This window comes from Bradyrhizobium sp. 23 (genome assembly GCF_023073295.1).
Lineage (GTDB): Bacteria > Pseudomonadota > Alphaproteobacteria > Rhizobiales > Xanthobacteraceae > Bradyrhizobium > Bradyrhizobium canariense_D.
Genome location: NZ_JADPJF010000151.1, coordinates 317,930 through 343,241 on the forward strand (window position 1 = coordinate 317,930; position 25,312 = coordinate 343,241).

The following is a 25,312-nucleotide window of genomic DNA, read 5'->3' on the forward strand; positions in this document are numbered from 1 at the left end:
CGTGCTCAATGGAACCCTGCGGAATCTGGGACAATTTTACGGAATTCGCGTCCCCGGCGGTTCCAATCAAAAACCTCGAAAACAACCCCATGCACAGTAGAGATGTGGTTGCAAACACGGGGCTTTTTTAACGACGAATCCGCCGGGGGCTGCCCCCGGCGGATCATGTCAGGTCAACAATCGCAACCAGCCTTACGCCTTCATCGCGCCCTTCACGGCTTCGGCCGTGATCGGCAGGGCCCGGACGCGGGCGCCCGAGGCGTTGAAGATGGCATTGCCGATCGCGGGTGCGATCACTGTCACCGCGGGTTCGCCGACGCCAGTGGCCTTTTCGCCATTGGCGATCACGGCGATCGCGACCTCCGGCACCTGGCTCATGCGCAAGGGCGTGTAGCTGTCGAAATTGGTCTGTTCGATGCCACCGTCCTTCAGCGTCGCCTTCTCGTACATCGCCAGTGACAGGCCCCACAGCGCCGCACCCTCGACCTGGGCGCGGATGTTGTCGGGATGCACCTGCGTGCCGACATCGGTGGCGACCGTGAGCTTCTTCACGGTCACTTCGCCCGATGGCGCCACGGCGACGTGAGCGACGCAGGCCGTCCAGCTCGCGGTCGCGCGTTCCTGCGAGGAGACGCAGGCCACGCCCATGCCCTCACCTTTCGGCAGCTTCCTGCTGCCGTAGCCGGCAAGGCCCATCGCGGCGAGCAGCGTGTTGCGCAGCCGCTGCGCGCCGCCGTCGTTCTTTCCGGCGCCGTCGAGCAGCGAGATGCGGAACTGCGCGGGGTCCTTGCCCGCCGCCGCCGCGATCTCGTCGATCATGCTCTCGACCGCCCAGAAGGTCCAACCCGGCGCGACCGAGCGGAGCTGGCCGGACGGCGTGGCGTTGTGCGCCATCTCGTTCTTGATCGCGCGCACATGATGGTTGGGCACGGTGTAGAAGAAGTCGGCCCCGTTCACCGTGAAGGAGTCGAGCGGACCCTTCTTGTCCACCGACGGCGTCAGGAAATCAGGGATTCCCCAGCGCGCCGTTGGCCACGCCGAAACCACGTCGTGGCTGAGCGCGACGAGCTTACCGTCGCCGTCCACGCCCGCCTTTACTTTTTGATAGGTGAGCGGACGCGAGAAATCCATCGTCATGTCGTTCTCGCGCGTGTAGATCACCTTTACCGGCTTGCCGATGGCCTTCGCCGCCTGCACCGCCGGAATCATCATGTCGGCATCGAGCCTGCGGCCAAAGCCGCCGCCGAGCCACATCTGATGCATGACCACGAACTTCGGATCGATCCCGGCCGCACCCGCCGCGATCGCGCCGGAGCGCGTTGCGAACTGGTTGCCGGAATAGATGTGCAGGATCTCGCCCTTGAACTCCGCAGTGGCGTTCATCGGCTCCATCGGCGCATGGATATTGATGCTGGTGGTGTACTCCGCCTCCAGCACCTTGGCCGCCGTGCCGAACGCCGCCGCGGGATCGCCGTCCTTGACGAAGAACTGGCCGGAATCCTCCTGCTTCTGAAGCCGCATGGCCTCGTCGAGCAGCGACTGGCTCGACACCTTCGCGTTTGGACCGCCGTCATAGGCGATCTTGAGCGCCTGCGCCGCCTTCTTGGCGTTGGCATATGTGCCGGCGACCGCGACGACCCAGCCCGAGGTCGTTCCGGTCTTGTCGTCGAGGGTGACGGCCTTGATGAAGCCCGGCACTTTCTTGGCGGCACTGTCGTCGACCGATTTCACCGTGGCGCCGAAGCGCACGGGCGGCGTCACGACCGCGCCATAGGCCATGCCTAGCAGCATCACGTCGATGCCGTATTTGGCCGTGCCGTTGGTCTTGGAGGGAATGTCGAGCTGCGGCACCGACACGCCGATCATGGTGTATTGATCCGGCGTCTTCAGCTTGATCGCCTTCAGCTCGTCCGGCGTGAAGGTTTTTGTCGCCTTGCCGCTCTTGACGACATCGGCGAAGGACATCGCCTTCTTCGACTTCGGGTGCGAGATCATGGAATCGCGCACCACGAGCTCCGACGCCGGCACGCCCATCGCGGCGGCCGCGCCTTCTGTCAACGCCATCCGCCCGGCAGCGCCGGCGCGGCTCATGGCCTCGAAGTTCATCATGGTCGACCAGCTGCCGCCGGTGATCTGAGCGCCCAACACGGGATCGTTGAACTTCGGATCGTTGGAGGCAAGCTGTACGCGCATGTCGCTCCACTTCGCGCCCAGCTCTTCGGCCACGATCTGCGCCATGGTGGAGGCGATGTGCTGGCCCATGTCGGCCTTGCCGCAGGTGACGGTGACGAGACCATCGGGCGCGATCGCGTACCAAACGCTCGGCTCGAAGTTCGAAGGCGCCGCAAGCGCCTCACCGATGCCGGGCACGCCGGCATAGCCGAGCACGAGGCCGGCGGCCGCTGTGCCGACCAGGAAGGAGCGGCGGCTGAGATCGGTCGCCTCGGGCGCAACGTTGTTCACGTGCTTGTTCATGTGGGCCTCCGCTCGTTGCCGGAGGCGGATGCGGTGCGCATCTCGGTTGCGGCGCGCATGATTGCCTTCTGGATCCGCGAATAGGTCATGCAACGGCAAAGATTGCCGTCCATATGCGCCACGACCTCTTCCTTGGTCGGGTTGGGATTCTTCGCCAGCAGCGAGGCCGCCTGCATGATCTGACCGGACTGACAGTAGCCGCATTGCGGCACCTGTTCGGCGATCCATGCCTTCTGCAAGGGATGGTCGCCCTTGGCGGCGAGGCCTTCGATGGTGGTGATCTTCTTGCCGGCGACATCGCCGACCATGGTCTGGCACGAACGCACGGCTTCACCGTTGACGTGCACGGTGCAGGCCCCGCACAGGCCGGCACCGCAGCCGAATTTGGTGCCGGTCATCTGCAATTGCTCGCGGATCGCCCAGAGGAGCGGCGTGTCGTTCGCCGCATCCACGGACAGACTCCGCCCGTTGATGGTGAGAGTTGGCATAGGCGTCTTCCCCTGCCGGTGCATGAAGCCGCTTACGGCGGCAACTTGAGTAGCGGACGCCCACCGGGCCGGCGCCAGCCTTGATCGCAAGAATGATCGCGTTCAGGCGCGGAGGCAAATGCAATTTGGAATCGATCGAAACAAACGAGGCGCGCGCATCTTGTGCGTTGCGAGAACAGCGGTGATGCAGCGGCTGAACGCAACAGAGTGCACGCCAAGCAGGCAGGCCATCGCATTCAGGCAGTTTCCTCCGAGTAACCCGGCGCGTTAAGATGGGGGAAGACAAGATAATAAGGTGGATGCAATGCCTAAGATCGATCGGGACGGCGTTGGAATCCATTACGAGGTTCATGGCGAGGGCTGGCCGCTGCTGCTCACCCACGGCTACTCATCGACTTCGGCAATGTGGCATGGGCAGGTCGAGGCACTTGCCCGGGATCACAAGCTGATCTTGTGGGACATGCGCGGTCACGGCCAGTCCGACTATCCCGACGATCCCGCCGCTTACAGCGAAGCACTCACCGTCGGCGACATCGCCGCGATCCTCGATGTGGTCGGCACGGAGCGCGCCATCATTGGCGGGCTCTCGCTCGGCGGCTACATGTCGCTTGCCTTCGCTCGCGCGCATCCAAAGCGCGTCCGCGCGCTGCTGATCATCGACACCGGCCCCGGCTTCAAGAAGGACGATGCACGCGAGGCCTGGAATGCGCGCGCGCTCGCCACTGCCGACAAATTCGATCGCGAAGGGCTCGACGTGCTGAAGGCGGCAACGCGCGAGCGCGCCACCGCGAGCCATCGCGATGCCAGGGGATTGGCGCTCGCCGCACGCGGCATGCTGACCCAGCGCGATGCGAAGGTGATCGAGCTGCTGCCGGAGATCAAGGTGCCCAGCCTGATCGTGGTCGGCGCCGACGACACGCCGTTCCTAGCTGCCTCGGACTACATGGCCGCGAAAATTCCCGGCGCACAAAAAGTCGTGATCCCCGCCGCCGGACACGCCGTCAACATCGACCAGCCACAGGCTTTTGTTGACGCGGTGCTGCCTTTCCTGAAGAACTTGCCGGAATAGGTCGGACAGGAACAGTGGCGATGAAGCGAGCTATATTGGCTGCGGGCGCGGTGTTGCTGTCAGCATCCGCGCAAGCCGAGCAACTCGGCGGGACATTGCCCCGCCTGCCCTTCGTCGCGACCTTGTCGAACAACACGCCGCTCGCTTTCGGCATGGATGCCGACCAGACTGCGCGGGCGCTGGGGCAACCGCTGCAATATGTGCGGGGACGCCCCGGCAACGAGATCTATCTCGCCCTTCGCAACATCGGCGGCAGCAGACTGATCCCCACCCGTCACCGCCTGTTCCTGCAATTCCGCCACGGACGGCTGGCGGGCTGGAAGGAGGATTATGGCGAGAACTGGATGTGGGAGTGAGAGTGGCTTTTCATGACGCAGAGCAATCGTCTCTGCGCCATCATGCGTTGGAGCTGCCACATCGTCACGGCCGGGCTTGTCCCGGCCATCCACGATCTTTCCTACCGCACCAAGAACGTGGATGCCCGGGACATAGGCGAGCGGAAGCGACGCCGTCCTTCGGACGGCTACGCCCGGGCATGACGAGTTTGTGGAACGAGCGGAACCCGCAATCGAAGACTAACCAAAAGGACAACCCGCGTGCGACAGGACATCAAGCTGACGGCCTCCGACAAATTCCAGCTCAGTGCCTATCGCGCTGACCCCGCCGGCACGGCGAAGGGCGCGGTGGTGGTGATCCAGGAGATTTTTGGGGTCAACCATCACATCCGCTCGGTCTGCGATCGCCTCGCCGGGGAAGGCCATGTCGCGATCGCGCCGTCGATCTTCGACCGGACCTCGCCGGGCTTCCAGTCCGGCTACTCGCCCGACGAGATCGCGGAAGCGCGCAAGTTCGTCGCCAGTCCGGACTGGGACGCGATGCTGCGCGACACGCAGGCGGCGATCGATGCGGTGAAGAGCGTCGGCCCGGTCGGCATCATCGGCTTTTGCCTGGGCGGCAGCATCGCCTTCGTCGCGGCGACGCGGCTGTCGGGCCTGAAGGCCGCGATCGGCTATTACGGCGGCGCCGTCGTGCGCTATGCCGACGAGACACCAAAAGTTCCGACACAGCTGCACTTTGGCGAGAAGGATGCCGGCATTCCCCTGACCGACGTCGAGACCATCAAGACGAAGCGGCCGGACGTGGAGGTCTTCGTCTATCCGGGCGCGCAGCACGGCTTCCATTGCGACGAGCGGACGAGCTACGACAAGGCCAGCGCCGACATCGCCTGGCCGCGCAGCATGGAATTTTTCGCGAAGCATTTGAAATCGTAGCGCGCGCGGCTGTCTTCGCTGTCATTCCGGGCTCGCGCTTCGCGCGCCCCGGATGACGAGCAGGAATCGGGTGGCTGCATCCTGCTGCCCGGCGATAGAGCTGGCTGATCAAGCCAATTCGCGCCGGGAGATCATGATGCAGCAGGCCAATACGAACATCGTCATCCGCAATCCGTTCGGCACCATGGACGTGCCCGCGCCTGATGATCGCGACGTCATGGACTATGCCGCAACCGCCGCGCTTGCCGGCGATGCGGCTGACGTCAACGCGGCGGCATGGGCAATTATCGCGGCACAGTCAGACCCGCTCGACGGCATCTGGGCCAGCCGCTGGAATGGCGGCGCAGATCCGACCATTGCCGGCGATACGCCGCAAGCCTGGAAAGAAGGACGCGCGGAGGTGCGGGTCGCAGGCGAGCGCATTTTCCTCCGCTTCGACTGGGACCATGGCCGCCGGCACGGGCTGATCGATACGGCGCGTGATCGCGCGGGTCGCCTGGTCGGGAAATATATCAACCTGACCAACCCGGCGATCACACGGCCATGGGTTGGACTGGTGGTCGACGCCACCAGGATCGACGGATGTTTTCCGAACGGGCGTCTGGATTTCAGGCGGTGAGCTAGAGCTTCGGTTCTGATTGCATCAGAACCGAGGCTCTAGATTCTTTTCTGACGCGTTTTCTTTACGCGAACCGGTATCCACTTCGCTCGAAAACGCTCTAGAACCAGCGCTCGCCGACAAACACGGTGTCGCCGGGGCTCAAGGGGGTGCCGAGCGGCACCACGGCGCGCATGGCGCCGCCGGCTTCGGTGTGCGTGACGGTGACCACGTCGCGCTTGGCGCGGGGCGAGAAGCCGCCGGCGATCGCGACGGCGCTTTCGACCGTCATGTTCGGCACGTAAGGATACTGGCCGGGCGCGGAGACTTCGCCGAGAATGAAGAACGGACGATAGGCCTCGATCTCGACGGCGACCGAGGGCTCGCGAATGTAGCCGTTGCGCAGCCTTGCGGCGATCTCGCCGGCAAGACCCGCGGGGGTGCGGCCGCGTGCCGGCACGCCGCCGATCAGCGGCATGGTGATGGAGCCGCCGGCGTCGATTGCGTAGCTGTTGGTGAGACCTTCCTGGCCGTAGACAACCACGCGCAGCTTGTCGCCGGCGTCGAGATGATAGGAGGCATCGTAGCGAACAGGCGCCGCCATCGGCGCGGCATAACCGACCGGCATGGGCGCAGGCGAGGCAAAGGAATTGCTGAGTGCTGCGATGGCACCGCCGCCACTGCCGACGACGGCGGGCTGCGGCGCGTTGTACGGCTGGCCATAGACCATCGAATCGAGATCGGCGCGCGGCTGCACATAGGCGACGGGACCAGCGGTTTGCATGCAGCCGCCAAGGGTCAGCGCGGCGGACGCTGCCAGGGATGCTGCCGAGATCGACCATCGAAACGCGCGTGCAACCGGCACCGGACTTATCCCTCGAAACGAGACAGATCCAGTGATGCACCGGTTATGGTTAATAAAGCGTTGAGGGGGCGGGTGGCTTGGCAATGGTACCAAACACTCCGTCATGCCCGGGCTCTTCCCGGGCATCCACGTTCTTGGTGCCGCACGAAATATCGTGGATGGCCGGGACAAGCCCGGCCATGACGAGGGACCAGCTTACGCGCTCACACCGACGCCGATCGGGCAGGACACGCCGGTGCCGCCCAGGCCGCAATAGCCGGCGGGATTCTTGGCCAGATATTGCTGATGATAGTCCTCGGCAAAGTAGAATTCGCCGGCGGGTGCGATCTCGGTGGTGATGGTGCCGAGACCTTTTGCAGCAAGCGCCTTCTGATAGAGCGTCTTCGATTGATCGGCCGCTTTCTTCTGCGCGTCTGAATAGGTGTAGATCGCGCTCCGGTACTGCGTGCCGACGTCGTTGCCCTGACGCATGCCCTGCGTCGGGTTGTGGCTCTCCCAGAACGTCTTCAATAGCTTCTCGTACGACACCTTGGTGGGATCGAACACGACCAGCACCACTTCGGTGTGACCGGTGCGGCCCGAGCAGGTCTCTTCATAGGTCGGGTTCGGCGTGTGGCCGCCGGCATAGCCGACAGCAGTCGTGTAAACGCCGTCGCCGAGCTCCCAAAACTTGCGCTCGGCGCCCCAGAAGCAGCCGAGCCCGAACACCGCCTGCTCGAGACCGGCGGGATAAGGCGGCTGCAACTTCGCGCCGTTGACGAAATGGGTGGTCGCGGTCGGAATGGCTTGCGCACGGCCCGGCAGCGCTTCCGCGGCGCTCGGCAATGCGGTGGTCTTGCGCATGAACACCATGGACGGATCTCCGAACGAGCCGTGCATCGCCTGGGCTAATTACTCAGGCGGCGTGCTCGCGATCAGGTGGGAATATAGGTCTTTACGCACGGAGCGGCAGCCCTGTTACAGCGCGGCATGCTCGAAAGCTCAATCCCGGGAATAGCCGATCAACGGCTTGCGCGGGCGGAACAGGATCATCAGGAGGATGCCGAGAATGCCGAGGACGGCGAAAACCGGCTGATCCAGCACCAGGCGGATCACCGAGGTCCACAGCCAGGGCGCCTTGGCCTCAACCCAGGTCCGGAATGCCGTCTGGCTGGCCTGATTGATGTCGTTCCAGAACTGGCCGAAGCGGGTGAACCGCAGGGTCTGGTCGGCCACCCAGCGGGCGCCATCATAGACCATGAAGATGAACCCGCCGGCGAGCAGCAACAGCCCAATCAGTCGGAAAAAGCCGCGGATCATGCCTCACCCTATATAGTCGTCCGATCGGACGACCCTCGGAACGCCGCCAGCCAATACAAGGGAGACGGCAGAAATTCAACCTCTTCAGGGCGTTACGGCACTCATCCCGGCTCTGAGGGGCTGCTTTTGCAGCCCGGGAAAGCGTTGACGGTGCCGAAGACCCTCTCTATAAGGGCGCCAACTGGCGGCGGGCGCAATCCTGCCGCCGCTGTTCTTTGAGCAGATGCAGGCTCTTTGGGCTTAGAGGCTTCTTGGGCTGAGAGGCTCCTTGGGCCTCAGAGGCAGCCGCAAGGCCGTCGCTCATGTTCCGGGAACAGCCTAGCAACCGAACACCCTAATTCCGAGCGTCGATTACGCGGTCAAGCAAGCCGGCGCTACCCGACGAAGACGCGACCGGTACCCGCAAAGGACATTGAGACCATGGCCAATACCACTTCCGCCAAGAAAGCGACGCGCAAGATCGCCCGCCGCACCGCTGTCAACAAGTCGCGCCGCACCCAGATGCGCGGTGCCGTACGTAACGTCGAAGAAGCGATCAAGACCGGCGACCGCGCCGCTGCCGTGACGGCGCTGGCGAATGCCGAGCCCGCCTTGATGCGCGCCGCGCAGCGAAACATCATTCACAAGAACAATGCCAGCCGCAAAGTCTCGCGGCTCACCGCGCAGATCGCCAAGCTCGCCAAGTAAACTCGCGAGCGTTCTGGCACGCCGTCCGATCGAGTCGTTCGATCGGGCGATCACATCGCACATCACACGCGTCAAATAGCCCGGCCTCACGCCGGGCTTTTTTGTTGCCCGTCATATTCACGCAAGCAGTCACGCGTCGAACGACCTTCGATCGGAGGATTGCGGCGCTTGCACCATGACGCGTCCGTAGTTTTACCTGCGAATGGTTTTGCAACAGCGGAAACTTGCACCGCGGTGCAAAAAGCCCCTGCGAGGCGGGCGCAAGTTGAATTCGCGGGCTTGCGAGTTCTGCACACCGTAGTTTCCCCGGATCGCGTCACGCGATGGAGTTACCCTGTGAAACGAGACTCAAAAAACGATGGCTCGCTAACAACTTATCGACATAGTGAGGCCAAGCATTTGGAAAATTCACCCGCGCGTCGCGCGCGTGACGCTTTTGTAAAAAATTTTTGGCGGTGGCGGAGAATTGTCACATCGGACGCGGCATCTTCGATTCTGTGCACGAATCCAAAAACTTGCTCTGAAGCCTGTGCACAAGTGCCGCGTGGCGTTAACGCAGATCAAGATTTTTGATGCCTCAAGTGTGAATCAATTCCGTTGCGAGTCTTTCCGCATAGTGTATTCCTTAAGACGTCAGCGGCGCCCACGATCTTGAGACCAGCGCGGTATCGGAAACGGGGCGAGCGTGCAAATCGGCGGCGGTGTGCACGTAGGCGACGCTTCAACAAGCGATTGTCGGATCAAAACCCACAGCAATGTGGGAACGGTAGCTCTTTGTCTGAATGTCTCCAAGCGGGATCTTTCTCTCGCGCTTAAGAGACATCTTGAAAGCTGCCCCGACAGGCATGATGGCGAAGCCGAGCGGACGACGAGTACACGGGCAGGCATCCGACTACGAAGCGGGTGTCGTTTGGACACGCAGGACCTTGTCGTGAGCAATCACGGCAGGACGGGGAGGTATCATGTCTTACGAACTCAACGCGGTATTGAAACACATTTCGACTTCCAGCATTTCGACTTCCAGCGATGCCGTTTTAGATCCGTCGGACATCAAGCCTCCCGCGTGTAACGGAGCGCCGAGTACGCGCTGACCTCGCGACCCCTCCATCTCTAGACATTGCTGATCGGACGCGGCGTTTCCGCCGAACGGTCGAGCCATGCCTGCAGGTGAAATCGCTTGAGGTCCCGCCATCGCAAATATCCCTGAGCAGGTATCCCTGGCAGGAACTCAGCATGGCGCTCACCACGCAACCTTATCTCTCAAGAAAAGTTCTCAAATGATGACAACCCCGGAACAGGATCGCTGGTCACGCGTGAAGAGTCGGCTGCGCTCGAACGTAGGCGAGGACGTCTATACGAGCTGGTTCGCGCGCATGGATCTGGAAGGCGTCCAGGACGAGAGCGTGCGTCTGTCGGTGCCAACCCGCTTCCTGAAGAGCTGGATCCAGGCCCATTATGCCGAGCGCGTGCTGTCGTGCTGGCAGGCCGAGATGCCGGAAGTGCATCGCATCGATCTCACCGTGCGCTCGGCCGTGCGCCCCGTGGTGCAGCAGAAGGAAGCGCCCGCGCCGGTCGAAACGCGCCGCTCGCCTGCGCCGGAGCTGCGCTCGACCGCGACCGCGCCGGTCTCGGCCAATCATGATGCACTCGGCGGCTCGCCGCTCGATCCGCGCCTGACGTTTGCGAGCTTCGTCGTCGGCCGTTCCAACACGCTGGCGCATGCGGCTGCGCGTCAGGTCGCCGAGGGTCGTCGCGGCGATCCCGTCATGTTCAATCCGCTCTACATCCATGCGGGTGTCGGCCTCGGCAAGACGCATCTCTTGCAGGCGGTGACCTGGGCCGGCAATTCCGGCAACGAGCGCAAGGTGCTTTATCTCACCGCCGAGAAATTCATGTACGGCTTCGTCGCCGCGCTGAAGACGCAGACGGCGCTCGCCTTCAAGGAAGCGTTGCGCGGCATCGACGTGCTCGTGATCGACGATCTCCAGTTCCTGCAGGGCAAGTCGACCCAGGCCGAGTTCTGCCACACGCTGAACGCGCTGATCGATGCCGGCCGCCAGGTCGTGATCGCGGCCGACCGTCCGCCGTCCGACCTCGAAAGCCTCGACGACCGCGTGCGCTCGCGGCTGGCCGGCGGCCTCGTGGTCGAGATGGCCTCGCTCGGCGAGGAGCTGCGGCACGGTATTCTCAAGTCGCGCGTCGCAGCCGCCCGCGCCCATCATGCGACCTTCGAGGTGCCGGAGGAGGTGCTGACCTATCTGGCCCGCGCCATCACCCATAACGGCCGGGATCTCGAAGGCGCGATCAACCGCCTGCTCGCGCATTCGAAGCTCAACAATCGGCCGGTGACGCTGGAGATGGCGGAGCACGAGGTGCGCGACCTGATCCGGCCGCAGGAACCGAAGCGGATCAAGATCGAGGACATCCAGCGCGTGGTGGCACGGCAGTATAATGTCAGCCGCTCCGATCTCCTGTCCTCGCGCCGGACCGCCAACGTGGTCCGTCCGCGCCAGGTGGCGATGTATCTCGCCAAGACGCTGACCTTGCGATCGCTCCCCGAGATCGGCCGCCGCTTCGGTGGGCGCGACCACACCACGGTGCTGCACGCCGTGCGCAAGATCGAGGCCCTGGTTTCCAAGGACACGGCGCTGTCGGACGAGGTCGAATCGCTCAAGCGCCAGCTTCAGGAATAAACGCCTATTTGCTTCTGCGCGGGTGCGACCACATCCAAGCTGCATCGGAGGTCGTCATGCCCGGGCCTGTCCCGGGCATCCACGTTCTTAGGACCGCGAACCCAGACGTGGATGGCCGGGACAAGCCCGGCCGTGACGGGCGCAGAGACGTCCCTGGCCGGCGAGGCGTTCAGCGCGTTGCGGAAACATAGGTAAATCGTGGGGAACTGCCCGCAATCCCTTGAATCCGGGGGCCATCCGCGCCACTTTGCGCGACCCTGACGGCTTTGGTCATATCGGCTGGATGATCCGGCTTTCCGGGGTCTTCGGTGCCGTGGCGCGCGTCCCGCCGCCCGGCTTTTCCAGATTTGTGTTTCCTTGGGGATCGGGCGAGTAGTGCAATGAAGGTTACGGTCGAACGCGCGCAACTCCTGAAGTCGCTGGGCCACGTCCACCGCGTGGTCGAACGCCGCAACACGATTCCGATCCTCGGCAACGTGCTTGTTAGGGCCGAAAACGCGAAATTGTCGCTGAAGGCGACCGACCTCGACCTCGAGGTCACGGAAACGCTCGCGGCGGAAACCGCGACCGCGGGCTCGACCACCGTGCCGGCGCACATGTTCTACGACATCGTGCGCAAGCTGCCGGATGGTTCGCAGATCGTGCTCGAAGCCGACGGCGACCGCGCCGTGCTGGCGATCCGTGCCGGGCGCTCCCGCTTCACGCTGCAGACCCTGCCGGAAAACGATTTCCCGGATCTCGCCGCCGGCGACATGTCGCATTCGTTCAGCCTCGCCGCCAAGGACGTCAAGCGGCTGATCGATCGCACCCAGTTCGCGATCTCCACGGAGGAGACCCGCTATTATCTCAACGGCATCTACCTGCATGCCGCGGGCTCCGCCAAAGCCGCCACCCTGCGCGGCGTCGCCACCGACGGCCACCGCCTCGCCCAGCTCGACCTGGTGCAGCCCAAGGGTGCCGAGGGCATGCCCGGCGTGATCGTGCCGCGCAAGACGGTCGGCGAGGTGCAGCGCCTGATCGAGGACAACGAGGCCGAGGTCACGATCGAGCTGTCGCAGGCCAAGATCCGCTTCACCATCGGCAATGTGGTGCTGACCTCGAAGCTGATCGACGGCACCTTCCCCGATTACGGCCGCGTGATCCCGCAGGGCAACGACAAGGAGCTCGTCGTCGACAAGAAGGATTTCGAGAACGCGGTCGACCGCGTCTCGACGATTTCCAGCGAGCGCGGGCGAGCCGTGAAACTCTCGCTGTCGCCGGGCAAGCTGGTGCTGTCGGTGACCAATCCGGATTCCGGCAGCGCGACCGAAGAGCTCGAAGTCGAATACGCCTCCGACGCCCTCGATATCGGCTTCAACTCCCGCTATCTGCTCGACATCGCCGCCCAGATCGAAGGCGACGTCGCAACGCTCCGGCTCGCCGACCCGGGCTCACCGACTCTGGTGCAAGACCGCGACGACAAGAGCGCGCTCTACGTGCTGATGCCGATGCGGGTGTGAGGGACGTGGTCCTCCTCTCGCGACACCTTTTATGCAGAGACAACCCCTCACCCGGCCTCGCTGCGCGAAGCCCCCCTCTCCCACAAGGGGAGAGGGGGAAGCTACAGCTTCGCCTGCCGAAACAAGCGCAATGCACGTTGCTGCGCCCTCTCCCCTTGTGGGAGAGGGCATCTCCACGGGCGGATACATACTCAGTCGGGTGAGGGGTTCGTGCCGCAGGAACCATCCCATCGGCCAGTCTCCAAACGTCTTCGCCAATTCGCGAAGAATATGCGGCACGAACCGGCGGATGCGGAAGCGGCAATGTGGCGCCTGCTCAGGCACCGGCAACTCTCCGCTTTCAAGTTTCGCCGGCAGGTCCCGTTCAACACCTACATTCTCGACTTCGTCTGCTTTGAGAAGCGCCTGGTGATCGAGATCGACGGCGGTCAGCACGGAGAATCACGACGCGATGCAGCGCGTGACGCAGCTCTCTCGCCGAAGGCTTTGTCATCGCGCGCTACTGGAACAACGACGTGCTCCAGCGACCCACTTCTGTATTGGAGGACATCCTTGCAAAGCTCGCCGAGCGGTAAGATACCCCTCACCCGTCGCCTCACCTTGTGAGGCGCCACCCTCTCCCACAAGGGGAGAGGGGAAGAATCGCGGCCACGACAAAGATCTGATGACCCCCTCCCGCATTCATCGCCTGACGCTGACGCATTTTCGTAATTACCGGGCGGCGGGGCTCGAGACGGCGGCCGACATGGTGGTCCTGGTCGGGCCGAACGGAGCGGGCAAGACCAATTGCATCGAGGCGATCTCGTTCCTGTCGCCGGGACGCGGCCTGCGGCGTGCGACGCTGGACGACGTCGCCGACAATCAGGGCGACGGCTCCTGGGCGGTGTCGGCACAGGTCGAGGGCGCGCTGGGCCTTGCCACGCTCGGCACCGGCATCGATCCGCCGTGCGCAGATAGCCCGGTCAGCCGGCGCTGCCGCATCGACCGCGAACCGGTCAATTCGGCGGCGGCGTTCGGCGACCACATCCGCATGGTATGGCTGACGCCGGCGATGGACGGGCTGTTCATGGGAGCGGCGTCCGAGCGGCGGCGCTTCTTCGACCGCCTGGTGCTCGCCATCGACAGCGACCATTCCAGCCGCATCTCCGCGCTCGAACGTTCGCTGCGTTCGCGCAACCGACTGCTCGAGACGCGCAATTACGACGACCATTGGTGTGACGCGATCGAGCGTGAGACCGCGGAGCTTGCGGTCGCGGTCGCCGCAACCCGCGGCCAGACCGCGGCGCGTCTGACCGGCATGCTGAACGCTCGCGCGCAGGCCTCCGCCTTCCCTTCGGCGCAGATCGCGCTCGACGGCTGGATGGAGAACGCGCTGCTGACGGAGACCGCGACGTCGGTCGAGGACCGCTACCGCCAGATCCTGCGCGACAACCGTCCGCGTGACGCCATCGCCGGCCGTACCACGGATGGTCCGCATCTCACCGATCTGCAGGTGATCTACGCGCCGAAAAGCATGCCGGCGCGCGATGCCTCGACCGGCGAGCAGAAGGCGTTGCTGATCGGGCTGGTGCTGGCGCATGCGAGCCTGGTCGCCGAGATGACCGGCATCGTGCCGCTGCTGCTACTCGACGAGGTCGTCGCGCATCTGGATCCCGGCAGGCGCGCGGCGCTGTTCGACGAGCTGCGCAAGCTCGGCGCGCAGGTGTGGTTGACCGGCGCAGACCCTGCCGCCTTCGCCGAGATCGGCGCCGGGGGCGAGATCTTTGACGTCGAAAGCGGACAGGTATCGGCCCGGCGCTAGTCGCCGCCGTTGAACCGGCCCCATTTCTGCCGCGACTAGTTGCCGGAGGCCGCGCCGACGGCGTCGCAGCCGTTTTGCAATCGCGCAATGACATGCCGCGCGAGACCCCTGGAGAGTGAGATGCGGACGGCAAGGTCCGGGGCGCAAGCTCCGGCACGATGGCGGGCGTTTGCGTGCGGCCTCGTCCTGCTCGCGATCTGCATGCTCGCTGCAAGGGCCGGCGCCGGGATGCCGCATCTCGCGGCGCTGTTTTCCGCCGATCTCACGCCGGATCCCGATGCCAGGCTGCTCGCACCGACCCGCTACAGCTTTCGAGGAATCCACACCACCCTGATGCGGGGCGTCGAAGCGCCGCTTCGGGTCAAGCTCGAGGCCACCGTGCCCGCCGAACTCGGCGACGTCCTAGCCTTCTACCGCAGGGAGCTCGGAAAGCTCGGCTGGCAGGAGCAGCACGATGGCGCCGTCGTCTCCGCCGATCACGTCCAGCTCGCGTTCGCATCTCCGCTCGGTCCGGCGATGCTGGAGCTCGGCCGCAAGGGCAGCAGCACCTTGGTTCATCTCGTGCAGAAGAACTCGGATACTGCAACCCGGGCGAACGTCATGCCCGAGCCGGGCCAGGCGAAGCTGGTGTTCAGCAACATCGGCGAGACGGAAGCCGTGCTCGGGATCAACGCGCACATCATCAAGCGCTCGGCCGGCGCTAACGCCGTCTCGCTGGATCTGGCGCCCGGCAGATATTCCTACGAACTGAACGTACCCGGCCGTCCGGCCCACAGCAATATCCTCACCGTCGCAGCCGGCGACGCCTGGGAGCTCACCATCGGGCGCGACGGCGAGGCATGGTCGCCGCTCCAGCTGTATTGAGCCGTCCGGATCTTTGAACCTGCCCGGTTCCTGCCGCGACTTCTCGTTTGAGACCCGCCGACGGTGTCGCAGCCGTTGCAATCGCGCGCGCCCAAGCGCCGCGCGGCATCCTGGAGACGTAACGATGGCGATGATCCCGCGCGGGATGCAAGTCCCGGCACGATGGCGGCTGCTTGCATGCGGTCTCTTCCTGATGGCGAGCTGCTCGATCGCGGCCGGCGCCGACGAGGGCATCGTCGACGTCCACGCGCTGCCCCAGCTCGAAGGTGCGGTGGAAGACATTTCGCGCCCCGATCCCTATAGCGTCGAATATCGCGTACCGATGCGGCAGGCCGTGACGCTGCCCGCGGTCCAAAAGCTCCTGCGCGACAACGGATGGGTGCCCTATGTGATGCCGCTTGAGGAGAAAAGCAGCCTGCTGAAGTTCAGGAAGGGACGACAAGGCCTTTCCGTTCATTTCACGCAGGCGCTCGGCCGGCCCGACCAGTCCGTGGTTTACTACACCACCGACCGGATGTACGGGAACGTGCCATTTCCGGAAGGCGCAAGTGACATCGTGTTCGACGGGACCCGGCCCTATCTCGGCTGCATCGCGCCGACGCCGCTCGATGCAACGTCGGATTTCTACAGCAGCCAGATGGCTGCGATCGGCTGGCAGAAGCTCACGCCGGAAACCGCCGCACGCTGGACCACCAGCCTGAATGAAACCGTTCCCAACGGCCTGCGCGCGTTCTACGCGCATGCCGATAGCAAGGAGACCGGCTTCTATCAGCAGAAGCCCGTGATGCTGACGCTGACGCGCCGCGACGATGGCCGCACCAATGTCGATATCCGGGTCGCCCCCTTCGCGCTGCCGAGCGAGCTCAAAGCCGATAGCGATCTGGCCGGCCTGCCGCGGCCGAGCCCGACCAAGACGGCCAGGGGGCTCGGCGGCGCGAGCGACAACAAGCGCGAAATGTCGGCCGCCGCGATGGCCGAGCTGCCGGCCGTGCTCGCCTTCTATCACCGCGAGTTCGCCGCGCGCGGCTGGCAGGAGGACGGCAGCGCGCAGCTCGCACCCGGTGACGAGGTCGCGATCAAGATCTCTTCGGCGGAGGAAACCGGCGTGCTGCGGCTTGGCCGCAAATATGATTTCACCATGGTCAGCCTGACCGCGCAGGTGAAGGACTCCGCGCTTGCCGCCCGTGCCAAGGCGAAGAAAGAGGCGGACGACAAGTTCCTTGGGGATGCGTTAGGTGCGGCCAAGCAGCTCATCACCGCCGACGAAGCCAGGCGCAAGGTGCAGGCGGCCGCATTGTCCGACGCGCCGCTCAACGCGCAGGCCGACAGCAAGATTCCGGTGCCGCTGCCTGAAAACGCCGAGGGTGTGAAGTTCGAGAGCGACGAGGGCAGGCTCGAGTTCTCCTCGACCTCGAGCGTGAAGGCGCTCACTGCGTTCTATCGCGCATCGCTCAAGCCAGCGGGCTGGAAAGAGCAGCCCTCCGTCATCAATCAGCCCAACATGGCGGTGATGGAGTTCGCAAAGAGCGGCAAGTCGATCTCGATGACCGTGATGCAGATGGGACCGAAGGTGAACGTTAGCGCCAACGGCTCCGGTCTGGTCGTCGCCGCGGCGAAGCCCGTCGAGGCCAAATCGACCCAAGCCAAGGCGGTCCAGACCAAATCGAAGGAGCCGCTCACGCCCGATCCCGATTCGGCCCTGCCGGTGCCGACGCAGCACAGCTCGACCGGCATCAGCTCCACGAAATTTCCCGGCAGCGACCAGTCGTTCCGGACCGAGCTCGAAGCCAGCATCCCCGCCGAGCTTGGCGAGGTCCTCGCCTTCTATCGCGCGGAGCTGACCAATCGGGGCTGGCAAGAGAAGGCCGACGGCGCGATCGTGACGGCCGAGCGGGCGGAGCTCGCGTTCACCTCGCCGCAGGGGCCGGCCGTGCTGAAGCTTGGCCGCGCCCGAGACGAGACCACGGTCAGCCTGATGCAGCGAAATCCGCAGGCCGCGGCCAAGGCCGACATCATGCCGAAGGCCGGACAGGCCAGGCTGATGCTCGGCAATATGGGGCCGAAAGAAGCATCGCTGACGATCAACAATCAGACCGTAAAGATCGCGGCCGGCGCCGGCGGTCCGCAATCGCCGAAAGGCCCGATGCTCGATCTGCCGCCAGGCAAGTACCAGTACGCGCTGCGTCTGCCGGGACGCCCCACTCGCACCGAGATTCTCACAGTGGCCGCCGGCGATGCCTGGGGCCTCCTGGTGGGGCCAAACGGAGATGTGCTGCCGCTTCAGATGTATTGAGCTGCAAGGCCGTTCCGGGGCGTTCCAGGCGCCTCGGAACGCCCTCGTCCCCGCAAAATCCACGCCTTCCACGGCCCGAAACGGCTTCCCGAATCGCGCTTTTTCCAAGCCGCCGAATCGGGCTTCGAAGGCCTTGAAAATCGGCCAAAAAATTCTATTTAATCAAAGACTTGCCGGGGGATACTTTGCGCTAGGCGCAATCCGTCTTTCGTGGCACAAATAGCCCGCATATCAGCGCCTTTTGCGCCGCTGATTCGGGCGACATCTCGAAGGCCTCTCATGACAGAACCTGCTCGGCAGACGCCTGCCGAAAACGAACCCTCAAATCCGAGCGATTACGGGGCGGAATCGATCCGCGTGCTCAAGGGTCTCGACGCCGTCCGCAAGCGTCCCGGCATGTATATCGGCGACACCGATGACGGCTCGGGCCTGCATCACATGGTGTACGAGGTCGTGGATAACGCGATCGACGAGGCGCTCGCGGGCCACGCCACGCGCGTGGACGTGATCCTCAACGCCGACAATTCCGTCACCGTGCGCGACGACGGCCGCGGCATTCCCGTCGACATCCACAAGGGCGAAGGCATTTCGGCAGCCGAGGTCATCATGACCCAGCTCCATGCCGGCGGTAAGTTCGACCAGAATTCCTACAAGGTTTCCGGCGGTCTGCACGGCGTCGGCGTCTCCGTCGTCAACGCGCTGTCAAGCAAGCTCGGCTTGCGCATCTGGCGCGACAACAAGGAACACTACATCGAATTCGCCCATGGCGATGCGGTCGCGCCGCTCAAGGTGGTCGGCGACGCGCCCGGCAGGCGCGGCACTGAGGTGACGTTCCAGGCTTCGACGGAAACCTTCAAGAACATCGAGTATGATTTCGCCACGCTGGAGCACCGGCTGCGCGAGCTCGCCTTCCTCAATTCCGGCGTCAACATCGCCCTCTCCGACATGCGTCACGCCGTCGAGAAGCGCGAGGAGATGCACTATTCCGGCGGCGTCGAGGAATTCGTCAAATATCTCGACCGCAACAAGAAGGCGATCGTTCCGGCGCCGATCATGGTGCGCGCGGAATCCAACGGCATCGGTGTCGAGGCCGCGTTGTGGTGGAACGACAGCTACCACGAGAACGTGCTGTGCTTCACCAACAACATCCCGCAGCGCGACGGCGGCACCCATCTCGCCGGCTTCCGCGGCGCGCTGACGCGCCAGGTCAACGGCTATGCCGAGGCCAACGCGAAAAAGGAAAAGATCGCGCTCACCGGCGACGACTGCCGCGAAGGCCTCACTGCGGTGCTGTCGGTGAAGGTGCCGGACCCAAAATTTTCGTCGCAGACCAAGGACAAGCTGGTGTCCTCGGAAGTGCGCCCCGTGGTCGAGAACGTGCTCAACGAGGCGCTGCAGGCCTGGTTCGAGGAGCATCCCTCCGAAGCCAAGATGATCGTCGGCAAGGTGATCCAGGCGGCGGCTGCCCGCGAAGCCGCGCGAAAGGCGCGCGAGCTGACGCGCAAGAGCCCGCTCTCGGTCTCTTCGCTGCCCGGCAAGCTCGCCGACTGCCAGGAGAAGGACCCGGCGAAATCCGAGCTCTTCATCGTCGAGGGTGACTCGGCAGGCGGCAGCGCCAAGCAGGGCCGCAACCGCGAATTCCAGGCCGTGCTGCCGCTGCGCGGCAAGATCCTCAATGTCGAACGCGTGCGTCCCGACAAGATGCTGCACAGCGAGCAGATCGGCACGCTGATCACCGCGCTCGGCACCGGCATCAGCGACGAATTCTCGATCGAGAAGCTGCGCTATCACAAGATCATCGTGATGACGGACGCCGACGTCGACGGCGCCCACATCCGCACGCTGCTGCTCACTTTCTTCTACCGGCAGATGCGCGAGATCATCGACGGCGGCTATCTCTATATCGCCCAGCCGCCGCTCTATAAGGTCAACCGCGGCAAGTCCGAGCAATATCTGAAGGACGAGCGGGCGCTGGAAGATTATCTGATCGATACCGGGCTGGACGATTGCGTCTATATTCCCGGCACCGGCGGCGATCGCACCGGCCGCGACCTGCGCTCGCTGGTCGATGACGCCCGCGCCGTCCGCGGCGTCCTGCGCAGCCTGCACACCCGCTACAATCGCAAGGTGATCGAGCAGGCCGCCATCACCGGCGTGCTCAACAAGGCGATCTACGGCGATCCGGAGAAAGCCGCCGCGGCAGCCCAATACATCGCCGCCCGCCTCGACACGCTCGCCGACGAGGTCGAGCGCGGCTGGATCGGTCAATACGTCGAAGGCCATGGTTTCCAGTTCGAGCGCACCGTGCGCGGCGTCAAGGACGTCGCCCTCATCGATGACGCGTTCCTGGGCTCGGTCGAAGCCCGCAAGCTCGACGAGTACACCGTCAAGCTCCAGGACGTTTATGCCCGCCCCGGCAAGCTGCGGCGCAAGGACACCGAGCACATGGTCTACGGCCCGGTCGATCTGTTCGAAGCCGTCACCGACGCCGGCCGCAAGGGCGTCTCGCTGCAGCGCTACAAAGGGCTGGGCGAGATGAATCCGGAGCAACTCTGGCAGACGACGCTGGACGTCAATGCGCGATCACTGCTCCAGGTGAAGGTCAAAGAGGTCGACGAGGCCGACGACATCTTCACCAAGCTGATGGGCGACGTGGTCGAGCCGCGCCGCGACTTCATCCAGGAACATTCGCTGAGCGCGACGATCGATATCTGAGATCGGATGGCTTGGACGGTCGTCATGCCCCGGACTTGTCCCGGGCATCTAGGTTCTCCGTGCATCTGGCAAAGGCGTGGATGGCCGGGACAAGCCCGGCCATGACGTAGAGACACGGCTGAACCTCCCCCGCCCTCGCGACAAGTGCAGAATTGCTCCCGCGCTCAATTCTCGGTAGTTTCCGCCTCGAAAACCCGCCCACCCAACACGACAGCGAGAGACCCCGTGGCGCCCATCCAGTACATTGTCGAGGGCGGTCACCGGCTCTCGGGCTCGATCGAGCCTTCCGGCAACAAGAATGCGGCCCTGCCGATCATCGCGGCAGCCCTGCTCACCGAGCATCCGGTGACGCTGGAGAACGTGCCGCGGATCCGCGACACCGAGACGCTGGTCGAGCTGATCCGCTCGGTCGGCGCGGCGGCGGAATGGACCGCCCGCAACACGCTTCATATTCACGCCAAGAGCATCCGCGCCGCCGATCTCGATCCTGATCTGTGCGTGCGCATCCGCGCCTCGATCCTGCTCGCCGGCCCCCTGCTCGCCCGCTGCGGCGAAGTGATGCTACCGCCGCCCGGCGGCGACGTCATCGGCCGCCGAAGGCTCGACACGCATGTGCTCGCACTCGAGCAGTTGGGAGCCAAGGTCACCGCGACCGACCGGCTCGAATTCCGCGCTTCGAAACTGACCGGCGCCGACGTGTTCCTGGACGAGCCCAGCGTGACCGCGACCGAGAACGCGCTGGTCGCAGCCGTCGCCGCCCAAGGCACCACCTATTTGCGCAACGCCGCGTCCGAGCCGCATGTGCAGGACCTCGCCAACTTCCTGGTCGCGCTCGGCGCAGGGATCGAGGGCATCGGCACCAACACCATGATGGTGCACGGTCCGGCGACGCTGGGCGGCGCGACCTACCGGATCCAGCCCGACCATATCGAGGTCGGCTCGCTGATCGGACTCGCGGCCGTGACGCGGTCGCCGCTTCGCATCGTGCGCGCGGGCGTCGAGCATCTGCGCTCGATCCGCATGGGATTCGAACGGCTCGGCATCGTCTGCCGCATCGAGGGCGACGATCTCATCGTGCCATCAAACCAGACGCTGAAGATCCAGGACGATTTTGGCGGCCACGTGCCGAAGCTGGAAGACCAGCCCTGGCCGGCCTTCCCGGCCGATCTGATGTCGATCGCGATCGTCACCGCCACGCAATGCGAGGGCGTGATCCTGATGTTCGAGAAGATGTTCGAATCGCGGATGTTCTTCGTCGACAAGCTGATCGCGATGGGCGCGCGTATCGTGCTCTGTGACCCCCATCGCGCCATCATCGCCGGCCCCAGCCGCCTGCGCGGTGCATCGATGATCTCGCCCGACATTCGCGCCGGCATGGCCATGCTGCTCGCGGCCGTCTGCGCCGAGGGCACCTCCACGATCAACAACGCCGACCAGATCGAGCGCGGCTACGAGCGCATCGACGAGCGCCTCAACGCGCTCGGCGCGAAGATCAGGCGCGTGCCTGAACGGAAGGGCTGAGGCGCTTCTTCCCTTCTCCCCTTGTGGGAGAAGGTGGCGTAGGCGGCCTTTGGCCGCCGTTTTTGAGAACGCCGAAGCTTCGCATCGGCTATAGCGCCGGATGAGGGGTTGCTTCAGCGAGTCCTGCTGCTTGAGGGCCGTACGCGGAGAGATCCCCCTCACCCGTCTCGCCGCTGCTGCGGCGAGCCACCCTCTCCCGCAAGGGGAGAGGGAGAAGACCAAGCCATGTTTTCGTCGCCCGGCTGTGCTATTGACCCGGCCATGCTCGACACCGTCCAGCCTCGTTCGCAGCCGCAAGCCGGCGTGCCGCCAAATCCTCTCGCCGACGAATTCGTCGCGACGCTGCGGCTGGCCGTGCCGATGATGCTGACGCAGCTCGGGCAGATCGCGATGATCACGACCGATCTCGCGCTGATCGGGCGGCTCGGCGAGAGCGCGGTCGCAGCAGCAGCGCTGGCGCACACGGTCTATTTCGTCAGCTTCACCTTCGGGCTCGGATTGATGACGGCGGTGTCGCCGCTGGTCGCGCAAGCCTTCGGCGCCAGCGATGTCAGGCGCATCCGCCGCTCTCTGCGCGTCGGCTTGTGGGTCGCCTTGCTGATCTCGCTGCCGATGATGGCCTCCCCGCTCTATGGCGAGCACATCCTGGTCGCACTCGGTCAGGCGCCGCACTCGGCCGCGCTCGCCCAGCGCTATCTGAATGGGCTGGCCTGGGGCATCGCGCCGGCACTCGGCTTCATCGCGCTGCGCAGCATGATGAGCGCGGTGAACCGGCCGCAGGCCCCGCTATGGATCACGCTCGCGGCGATCCCCGTCAATGCCGCGCTGGTCTACGCCCTGATCCACGGCCTGTTCGGCCTGCCGGAGCTCGGTCTGTTCGGCGCAGGGCTTGCGACCACCATCGTCAATCTCGGCACGTTCGTCGCCACGCTCGCCATTGCGGGGCTGCGCAAGCCGTTCGCGGATTATCGTCCGCTTGCCCATCTCTGGCTGATCGACTGGCCCCTGATGCACAAGCTCATCGCGATCGGCGCCCCGATCTCGTTCTCACTGCTGCTGGAATATGGCCTGTTCTCTTCGGCGGCGCTGCTGATGGGGTTGATCTCGACCACGGCGCTCGCGGCGCATCAGATCGCGCTCCAGGTCACCGCCGTGCTGTTCATGGTCCCGCTCGGCATCGGCATGGCAGCCACGGTGCGGGTCGGCCACGCCTTCGGCCGGGGCGACCCGGCTGCGGTGAGGCGCGCAGGTCTCGTGGCAGCCGTGATCGGGATCGCGTTCGTCTCGGCCCTCAGCGTCGCAATCATTCTCGGCCGCTATGAGCTCGGACGGCTGTTCTTCGGCAGCGGCGAGGCGAGCATGGCGACCGTCGAGCTGACTGCAACGCTGCTGCTGGTCGGCGCGACCTTCTTCATCGCCGATGCCATCCAGACCATCATGGGCGGCGCACTGCGCGGCATCAATGACACCAGAATGACGTTGGTATTCGCCGCGATCGGCTACTGGTGCGTGGGCTTTCCCATCGCCTGGTTGCTCGCTTTTCACGCTGATTTCGGCGCGGTCAGTGTCTGGATCGGACTGTCGATCGGATCGTTCGTCTATGCCGGACTTCTGATCTTGCGCTTCCGGATGCTGACGCGCAAACTGGCGGGATGAACGGGACCGTCCGCGAAGTCATCCCCGATGTCGACGCCGGCACGCTGCTGGCCGGTGCGCAATTCATCGACGCCTTTCGCGTGGAGATCGGCACAGCACCGGTGAATGCCCGCGAGGCCTGCACCAGGATGGTGTTGCACGGACCGCGCTGGATCGGTGCACTGACACGCCTGCGCAACATCCTCGTGAGGCCCTTTGGATTGAAGACATCGGGTGAAGGCGCACCAGCGCCGGGCGGCCCGATCGGCTTGTTTCCGGTGCTGAGCGAAACGCCGGAGCAGCTGGTCGCCGGCTTCAATGATTATCATCTCGACTTCCGCATCGTGGTCGATGTCGCCGGCGAAGCGGTGCTGCGCCACGTCACCCTGACCACGCTGGTGCGGACCAACAATCGGCTGGGCCGCGCCTATCTCGCGTTCATCACGCCCTTCCACAAGCTCGTCGCCCGCAGCATGATGGGGCGGCTCGTGGAGCCGGCCCGATGACGCTCTCCGTCGACCTCTTCTACTCCTTTCGCAGCCCGTTCAGCTGTCTGGCGTTGCCGAAAACGCTCAACCTGGTCGAAACCTACGATCTGACGGTGAATTTGCGGCCGGTCTATCCGCTCGCAGTCCGTGTGCCCGGGTTTTTCAAGAAGGCCAGCCCGAACTTCATTCGCTATGTGGTGCTCGACAGCACGCGCGTGGCGCAGCACGAAGGCATTCCGTTCCGCTTTCCCAGGCCCGATCCGATCGTGCAGCACAAGGTGACGTTCGAGGTCGCGGCGGAGCAGCCCTACATCCACCGTCTGACCCGGCTTGGTGCCATGGCGCAGCTCGAGGGACGCTCGCTCGCATTCACCGATGCAATCGCCCGCGTGCTGTGGGACGGCTCGGTGTCGGGCTGGAACGAAGGCGATCATCTCGGGCGCGGCGCCGAAAAGGCCGGCTTCGATCTCGCCGCGATGGATGCCGCAATCACCGCGGACCCTGATCGCTACGAGCAGGTGATCACGGAGAACGAGAAGGACCACGCCGCCTCCGGCCATTGGGGCGTGCCGACCTTCGTGTTCGACAACGAGCCGTTCTTCGGCCAGGACCGCATCGATTTGCTGGTCTGGCGCATGCAGGGCAAGGACCTGATGCGGCGCTAGCTCACTCGGCCAAGCGCGCTGACTTGTCCGACGAGGCTTCCGACCACTCGCCGACGACGCGATCGAGATCGCAGAGATTCTGGTGCATCTGCTCCAGCGAGAAGCCGATCGCGAAGAAGCGCTCGGCGGTGTCGCTCGGCTGGCCGCGGATCAGGCCGTCCTGGCGAACGGCGGCAACCGCCTCGGCGTAATGCTGGAGCGCGACGTGCACGGGATGAATCGGCGGCGCGCCGGCACCAGCCCGCAACGCTTCGGCCGCCGAGCGCAGAAAGCGCACGATCGCCGCACTGACCTCCGCCAGCGGCGCGGCGAGCCGCATCTGCACCTCGGCCGGCAACGGCACCACGGTCGAGCGGCCGATCATCACGACGTCGTGGCGCAGCCGT

Annotated in this window: 20 protein-coding genes and 2 pseudogenes; 16 read left to right on the forward strand and 6 right to left on the reverse strand. The window is 64.6% G+C overall.

Features of this window, described 5'->3' with window-relative positions; genetic code table 11:
- Nucleotides 1–192: 192 nt before the first annotated feature.
- Nucleotides 193–2,475, reverse strand: a complete 2,283-nt coding sequence (locus IVB32_RS38550) for a molybdopterin cofactor-binding domain-containing protein (protein ID WP_247370528.1) — start codon at nt 2,473–2,475, stop codon at nt 193–195.
- Entirely contained in the window at nt 2,472–2,963 is a 492-nt protein-coding gene (locus IVB32_RS38555) for a (2Fe-2S)-binding protein (RefSeq protein WP_007616069.1), read from the reverse strand. Before IVB32_RS38555 ends, IVB32_RS38550 begins: the two co-directional genes overlap by 4 nt.
- 304 nt (nt 2,964–3,267) lie before the next feature.
- On the opposite strand from IVB32_RS38555, the gene IVB32_RS38560 reads away from it, so the two are divergent.
- The 4 genes from IVB32_RS38560 to IVB32_RS38575 all read left to right on the forward strand — a co-directional run bounded on the left by IVB32_RS38560 (nt 3,268) and on the right by IVB32_RS38575 (nt 5,922).
- On the forward strand, nt 3,268–4,032 hold the full coding sequence (locus IVB32_RS38560) for an alpha/beta fold hydrolase (protein WP_018455846.1): 765 nt from the start codon (nt 3,268–3,270) through the stop codon (nt 4,030–4,032).
- A 20-nt stretch (nt 4,033–4,052) separates the two neighbouring features.
- Entirely contained in the window at nt 4,053–4,388 is a 336-nt protein-coding gene (locus IVB32_RS38565) for a hypothetical protein (RefSeq protein ID WP_026233039.1), read from the forward strand.
- A gap of 240 nt (nt 4,389–4,628) precedes the next feature.
- Nucleotides 4,629–5,303, forward strand: a complete 675-nt coding sequence (locus IVB32_RS38570) for a dienelactone hydrolase family protein (RefSeq protein WP_247370530.1) — start codon at nt 4,629–4,631, stop codon at nt 5,301–5,303.
- Nucleotides 5,304–5,439: 136 nt separating this feature from the next.
- On the forward strand, nt 5,440–5,922 hold the full coding sequence (locus IVB32_RS38575) for a hypothetical protein (protein ID WP_026233038.1): 483 nt from the start codon (nt 5,440–5,442) through the stop codon (nt 5,920–5,922).
- Between the two features lie 100 nt (nt 5,923–6,022).
- On the opposite strand, the gene IVB32_RS38580 is transcribed toward IVB32_RS38575, so the two are convergent.
- The 3 genes from IVB32_RS38580 to IVB32_RS38590 form a co-directional block, all read right to left on the reverse strand.
- Nucleotides 6,023–6,766 (reverse strand): polysaccharide biosynthesis/export family protein, encoded by a 744-nt coding sequence (locus IVB32_RS38580; RefSeq protein ID WP_018455842.1) that lies wholly within the window; start codon nt 6,764–6,766, stop codon nt 6,023–6,025.
- A 195-nt stretch (nt 6,767–6,961) separates the two neighbouring features.
- Nucleotides 6,962–7,618: a peptide-methionine (S)-S-oxide reductase MsrA gene (gene msrA, locus IVB32_RS38585; protein WP_247413078.1), complete on the reverse strand. Its 657-nt coding sequence runs from the start codon at nt 7,616–7,618 to the stop codon at nt 6,962–6,964.
- A gap of 129 nt (nt 7,619–7,747) precedes the next feature.
- Nucleotides 7,748–8,065, reverse strand: a complete 318-nt coding sequence (locus tag IVB32_RS38590) for a hypothetical protein (RefSeq protein ID WP_007616084.1) — start codon at nt 8,063–8,065, stop codon at nt 7,748–7,750.
- A gap of 420 nt (nt 8,066–8,485) precedes the next feature.
- Here IVB32_RS38590 and rpsT point away from each other — a divergent pair, with 420 nt between their 5' ends.
- The 12 genes and pseudogenes from rpsT (at nt 8,486) to IVB32_RS38650 (ending at nt 24,926) form a co-directional block, all read left to right on the forward strand.
- Nucleotides 8,486–8,752: a 30S ribosomal protein S20 gene (gene rpsT, locus IVB32_RS38595; RefSeq protein WP_007598259.1), complete on the forward strand. Its 267-nt coding sequence runs from the start codon at nt 8,486–8,488 to the stop codon at nt 8,750–8,752.
- Between the two features lie 1,280 nt (nt 8,753–10,032).
- Nucleotides 10,033–11,445, forward strand: coding sequence for a chromosomal replication initiator protein DnaA (dnaA, locus tag IVB32_RS38600; protein ID WP_026233035.1), 1,413 nt, complete (start codon nt 10,033–10,035; stop codon nt 11,443–11,445).
- Nucleotides 11,446–11,825: 380 nt separating this feature from the next.
- Nucleotides 11,826–12,944 (forward strand): DNA polymerase III subunit beta, encoded by a 1,119-nt coding sequence (gene dnaN / locus IVB32_RS38605; RefSeq protein ID WP_007598262.1) that lies wholly within the window; start codon nt 11,826–11,828, stop codon nt 12,942–12,944.
- A gap of 210 nt (nt 12,945–13,154) precedes the next feature.
- Nucleotides 13,155–13,519 (forward strand): annotated as a pseudogene (locus tag IVB32_RS38610) (DUF559 domain-containing protein).
- 89 nt (nt 13,520–13,608) lie between these two features.
- Nucleotides 13,609–14,745: a DNA replication/repair protein RecF gene (gene recF / locus IVB32_RS38615; RefSeq protein ID WP_018455838.1), complete on the forward strand. Its 1,137-nt coding sequence runs from the start codon at nt 13,609–13,611 to the stop codon at nt 14,743–14,745.
- A gap of 120 nt (nt 14,746–14,865) precedes the next feature.
- Entirely contained in the window at nt 14,866–15,609 is a 744-nt protein-coding gene (locus IVB32_RS38620) for a hypothetical protein (RefSeq protein WP_026233034.1), read from the forward strand.
- Between the two features lie 124 nt (nt 15,610–15,733).
- Complete coding sequence (locus IVB32_RS38625; protein WP_018455835.1) at nt 15,734–17,902, forward strand: hypothetical protein; 2,169 nt, start codon at nt 15,734–15,736, stop codon at nt 17,900–17,902.
- A gap of 279 nt (nt 17,903–18,181) precedes the next feature.
- On the forward strand, nt 18,182–20,617 hold the full coding sequence (gyrB, locus tag IVB32_RS38630; protein WP_018455834.1) for a DNA topoisomerase (ATP-hydrolyzing) subunit B: 2,436 nt from the start codon (nt 18,182–18,184) through the stop codon (nt 20,615–20,617).
- Nucleotides 20,618–20,842: 225 nt separating this feature from the next.
- Nucleotides 20,843–22,138 (forward strand): UDP-N-acetylglucosamine 1-carboxyvinyltransferase, encoded by a 1,296-nt coding sequence (gene murA, locus IVB32_RS38635; RefSeq protein ID WP_247295895.1) that lies wholly within the window; start codon nt 20,843–20,845, stop codon nt 22,136–22,138.
- A 261-nt stretch (nt 22,139–22,399) separates the two neighbouring features.
- Nucleotides 22,400–23,794, forward strand: coding sequence for an MATE family efflux transporter (locus tag IVB32_RS38640; RefSeq protein ID WP_247370534.1), 1,395 nt, complete (start codon nt 22,400–22,402; stop codon nt 23,792–23,794).
- Entirely contained in the window at nt 23,791–24,279 is a 489-nt protein-coding gene (locus tag IVB32_RS38645; RefSeq protein WP_018455831.1) for a DUF2867 domain-containing protein, read from the forward strand. Before IVB32_RS38640 ends, IVB32_RS38645 begins: the two co-directional genes overlap by 4 nt.
- Nucleotides 24,276–24,926 carry a 2-hydroxychromene-2-carboxylate isomerase gene (locus tag IVB32_RS38650; RefSeq protein ID WP_018455830.1) on the forward strand — a complete coding sequence of 217 codons (651 nt, stop codon included), beginning with the start codon at nt 24,276–24,278 and terminating at the stop codon, nt 24,924–24,926. Before IVB32_RS38645 ends, IVB32_RS38650 begins: the two co-directional genes overlap by 4 nt.
- A gap of 1 nt (nt 24,927) precedes the next feature.
- Here the strand turns inward: IVB32_RS38650 and IVB32_RS38655 are convergent.
- Nucleotides 24,928–25,312, reverse strand: a pseudogene (locus IVB32_RS38655) (FUSC family protein); the annotation flags it as partial.

Excerpts from the sequence above, each read along its gene's own strand:
- IVB32_RS38565 (WP_026233039.1), top strand. The coding sequence starts at position 4,053 with ATGAAGCGAGCTATATTGGCTGCGGGCGCGGTGTTGCTGTCAGCATCC.
- IVB32_RS38625 (WP_018455835.1), top strand. The coding sequence starts at position 15,734 with ATGGCGATGATCCCGCGCGGGATGCAAGTCCCGGCACGATGGCGGCTG.
- IVB32_RS38555 (WP_007616069.1), bottom strand. The coding sequence starts at position 2,963 with ATGCCAACTCTCACCATCAACGGGCGGAGTCTGTCCGTGGATGCGGCG.
- recF (WP_018455838.1), top strand. The coding sequence starts at position 13,609 with ATGACCCCCTCCCGCATTCATCGCCTGACGCTGACGCATTTTCGTAAT.
- msrA (WP_247413078.1), bottom strand. The coding sequence starts at position 7,618 with ATGGTGTTCATGCGCAAGACCACCGCATTGCCGAGCGCCGCGGAAGCG.
- dnaA (WP_026233035.1), top strand. The coding sequence starts at position 10,033 with ATGACAACCCCGGAACAGGATCGCTGGTCACGCGTGAAGAGTCGGCTG.
- IVB32_RS38645 (WP_018455831.1), top strand. The coding sequence starts at position 23,791 with ATGAACGGGACCGTCCGCGAAGTCATCCCCGATGTCGACGCCGGCACG.
- IVB32_RS38650 (WP_018455830.1), top strand. The coding sequence starts at position 24,276 with ATGACGCTCTCCGTCGACCTCTTCTACTCCTTTCGCAGCCCGTTCAGC.
- IVB32_RS38575 (WP_026233038.1), top strand. The coding sequence starts at position 5,440 with ATGCAGCAGGCCAATACGAACATCGTCATCCGCAATCCGTTCGGCACC.
- rpsT (WP_007598259.1), top strand. The coding sequence starts at position 8,486 with ATGGCCAATACCACTTCCGCCAAGAAAGCGACGCGCAAGATCGCCCGC.
- dnaN (WP_007598262.1), top strand. The coding sequence starts at position 11,826 with ATGAAGGTTACGGTCGAACGCGCGCAACTCCTGAAGTCGCTGGGCCAC.
- IVB32_RS38590 (WP_007616084.1), bottom strand. The coding sequence starts at position 8,065 with ATGATCCGCGGCTTTTTCCGACTGATTGGGCTGTTGCTGCTCGCCGGC.
- gyrB (WP_018455834.1), top strand. The coding sequence starts at position 18,182 with ATGACAGAACCTGCTCGGCAGACGCCTGCCGAAAACGAACCCTCAAAT.
- IVB32_RS38550 (WP_247370528.1), bottom strand. The coding sequence starts at position 2,475 with ATGAACAAGCACGTGAACAACGTTGCGCCCGAGGCGACCGATCTCAGC.
- IVB32_RS38560 (WP_018455846.1), top strand. The coding sequence starts at position 3,268 with ATGCCTAAGATCGATCGGGACGGCGTTGGAATCCATTACGAGGTTCAT.
- IVB32_RS38640 (WP_247370534.1), top strand. The coding sequence starts at position 22,400 with ATGCTCGACACCGTCCAGCCTCGTTCGCAGCCGCAAGCCGGCGTGCCG.
- IVB32_RS38620 (WP_026233034.1), top strand. The coding sequence starts at position 14,866 with ATGCGGACGGCAAGGTCCGGGGCGCAAGCTCCGGCACGATGGCGGGCG.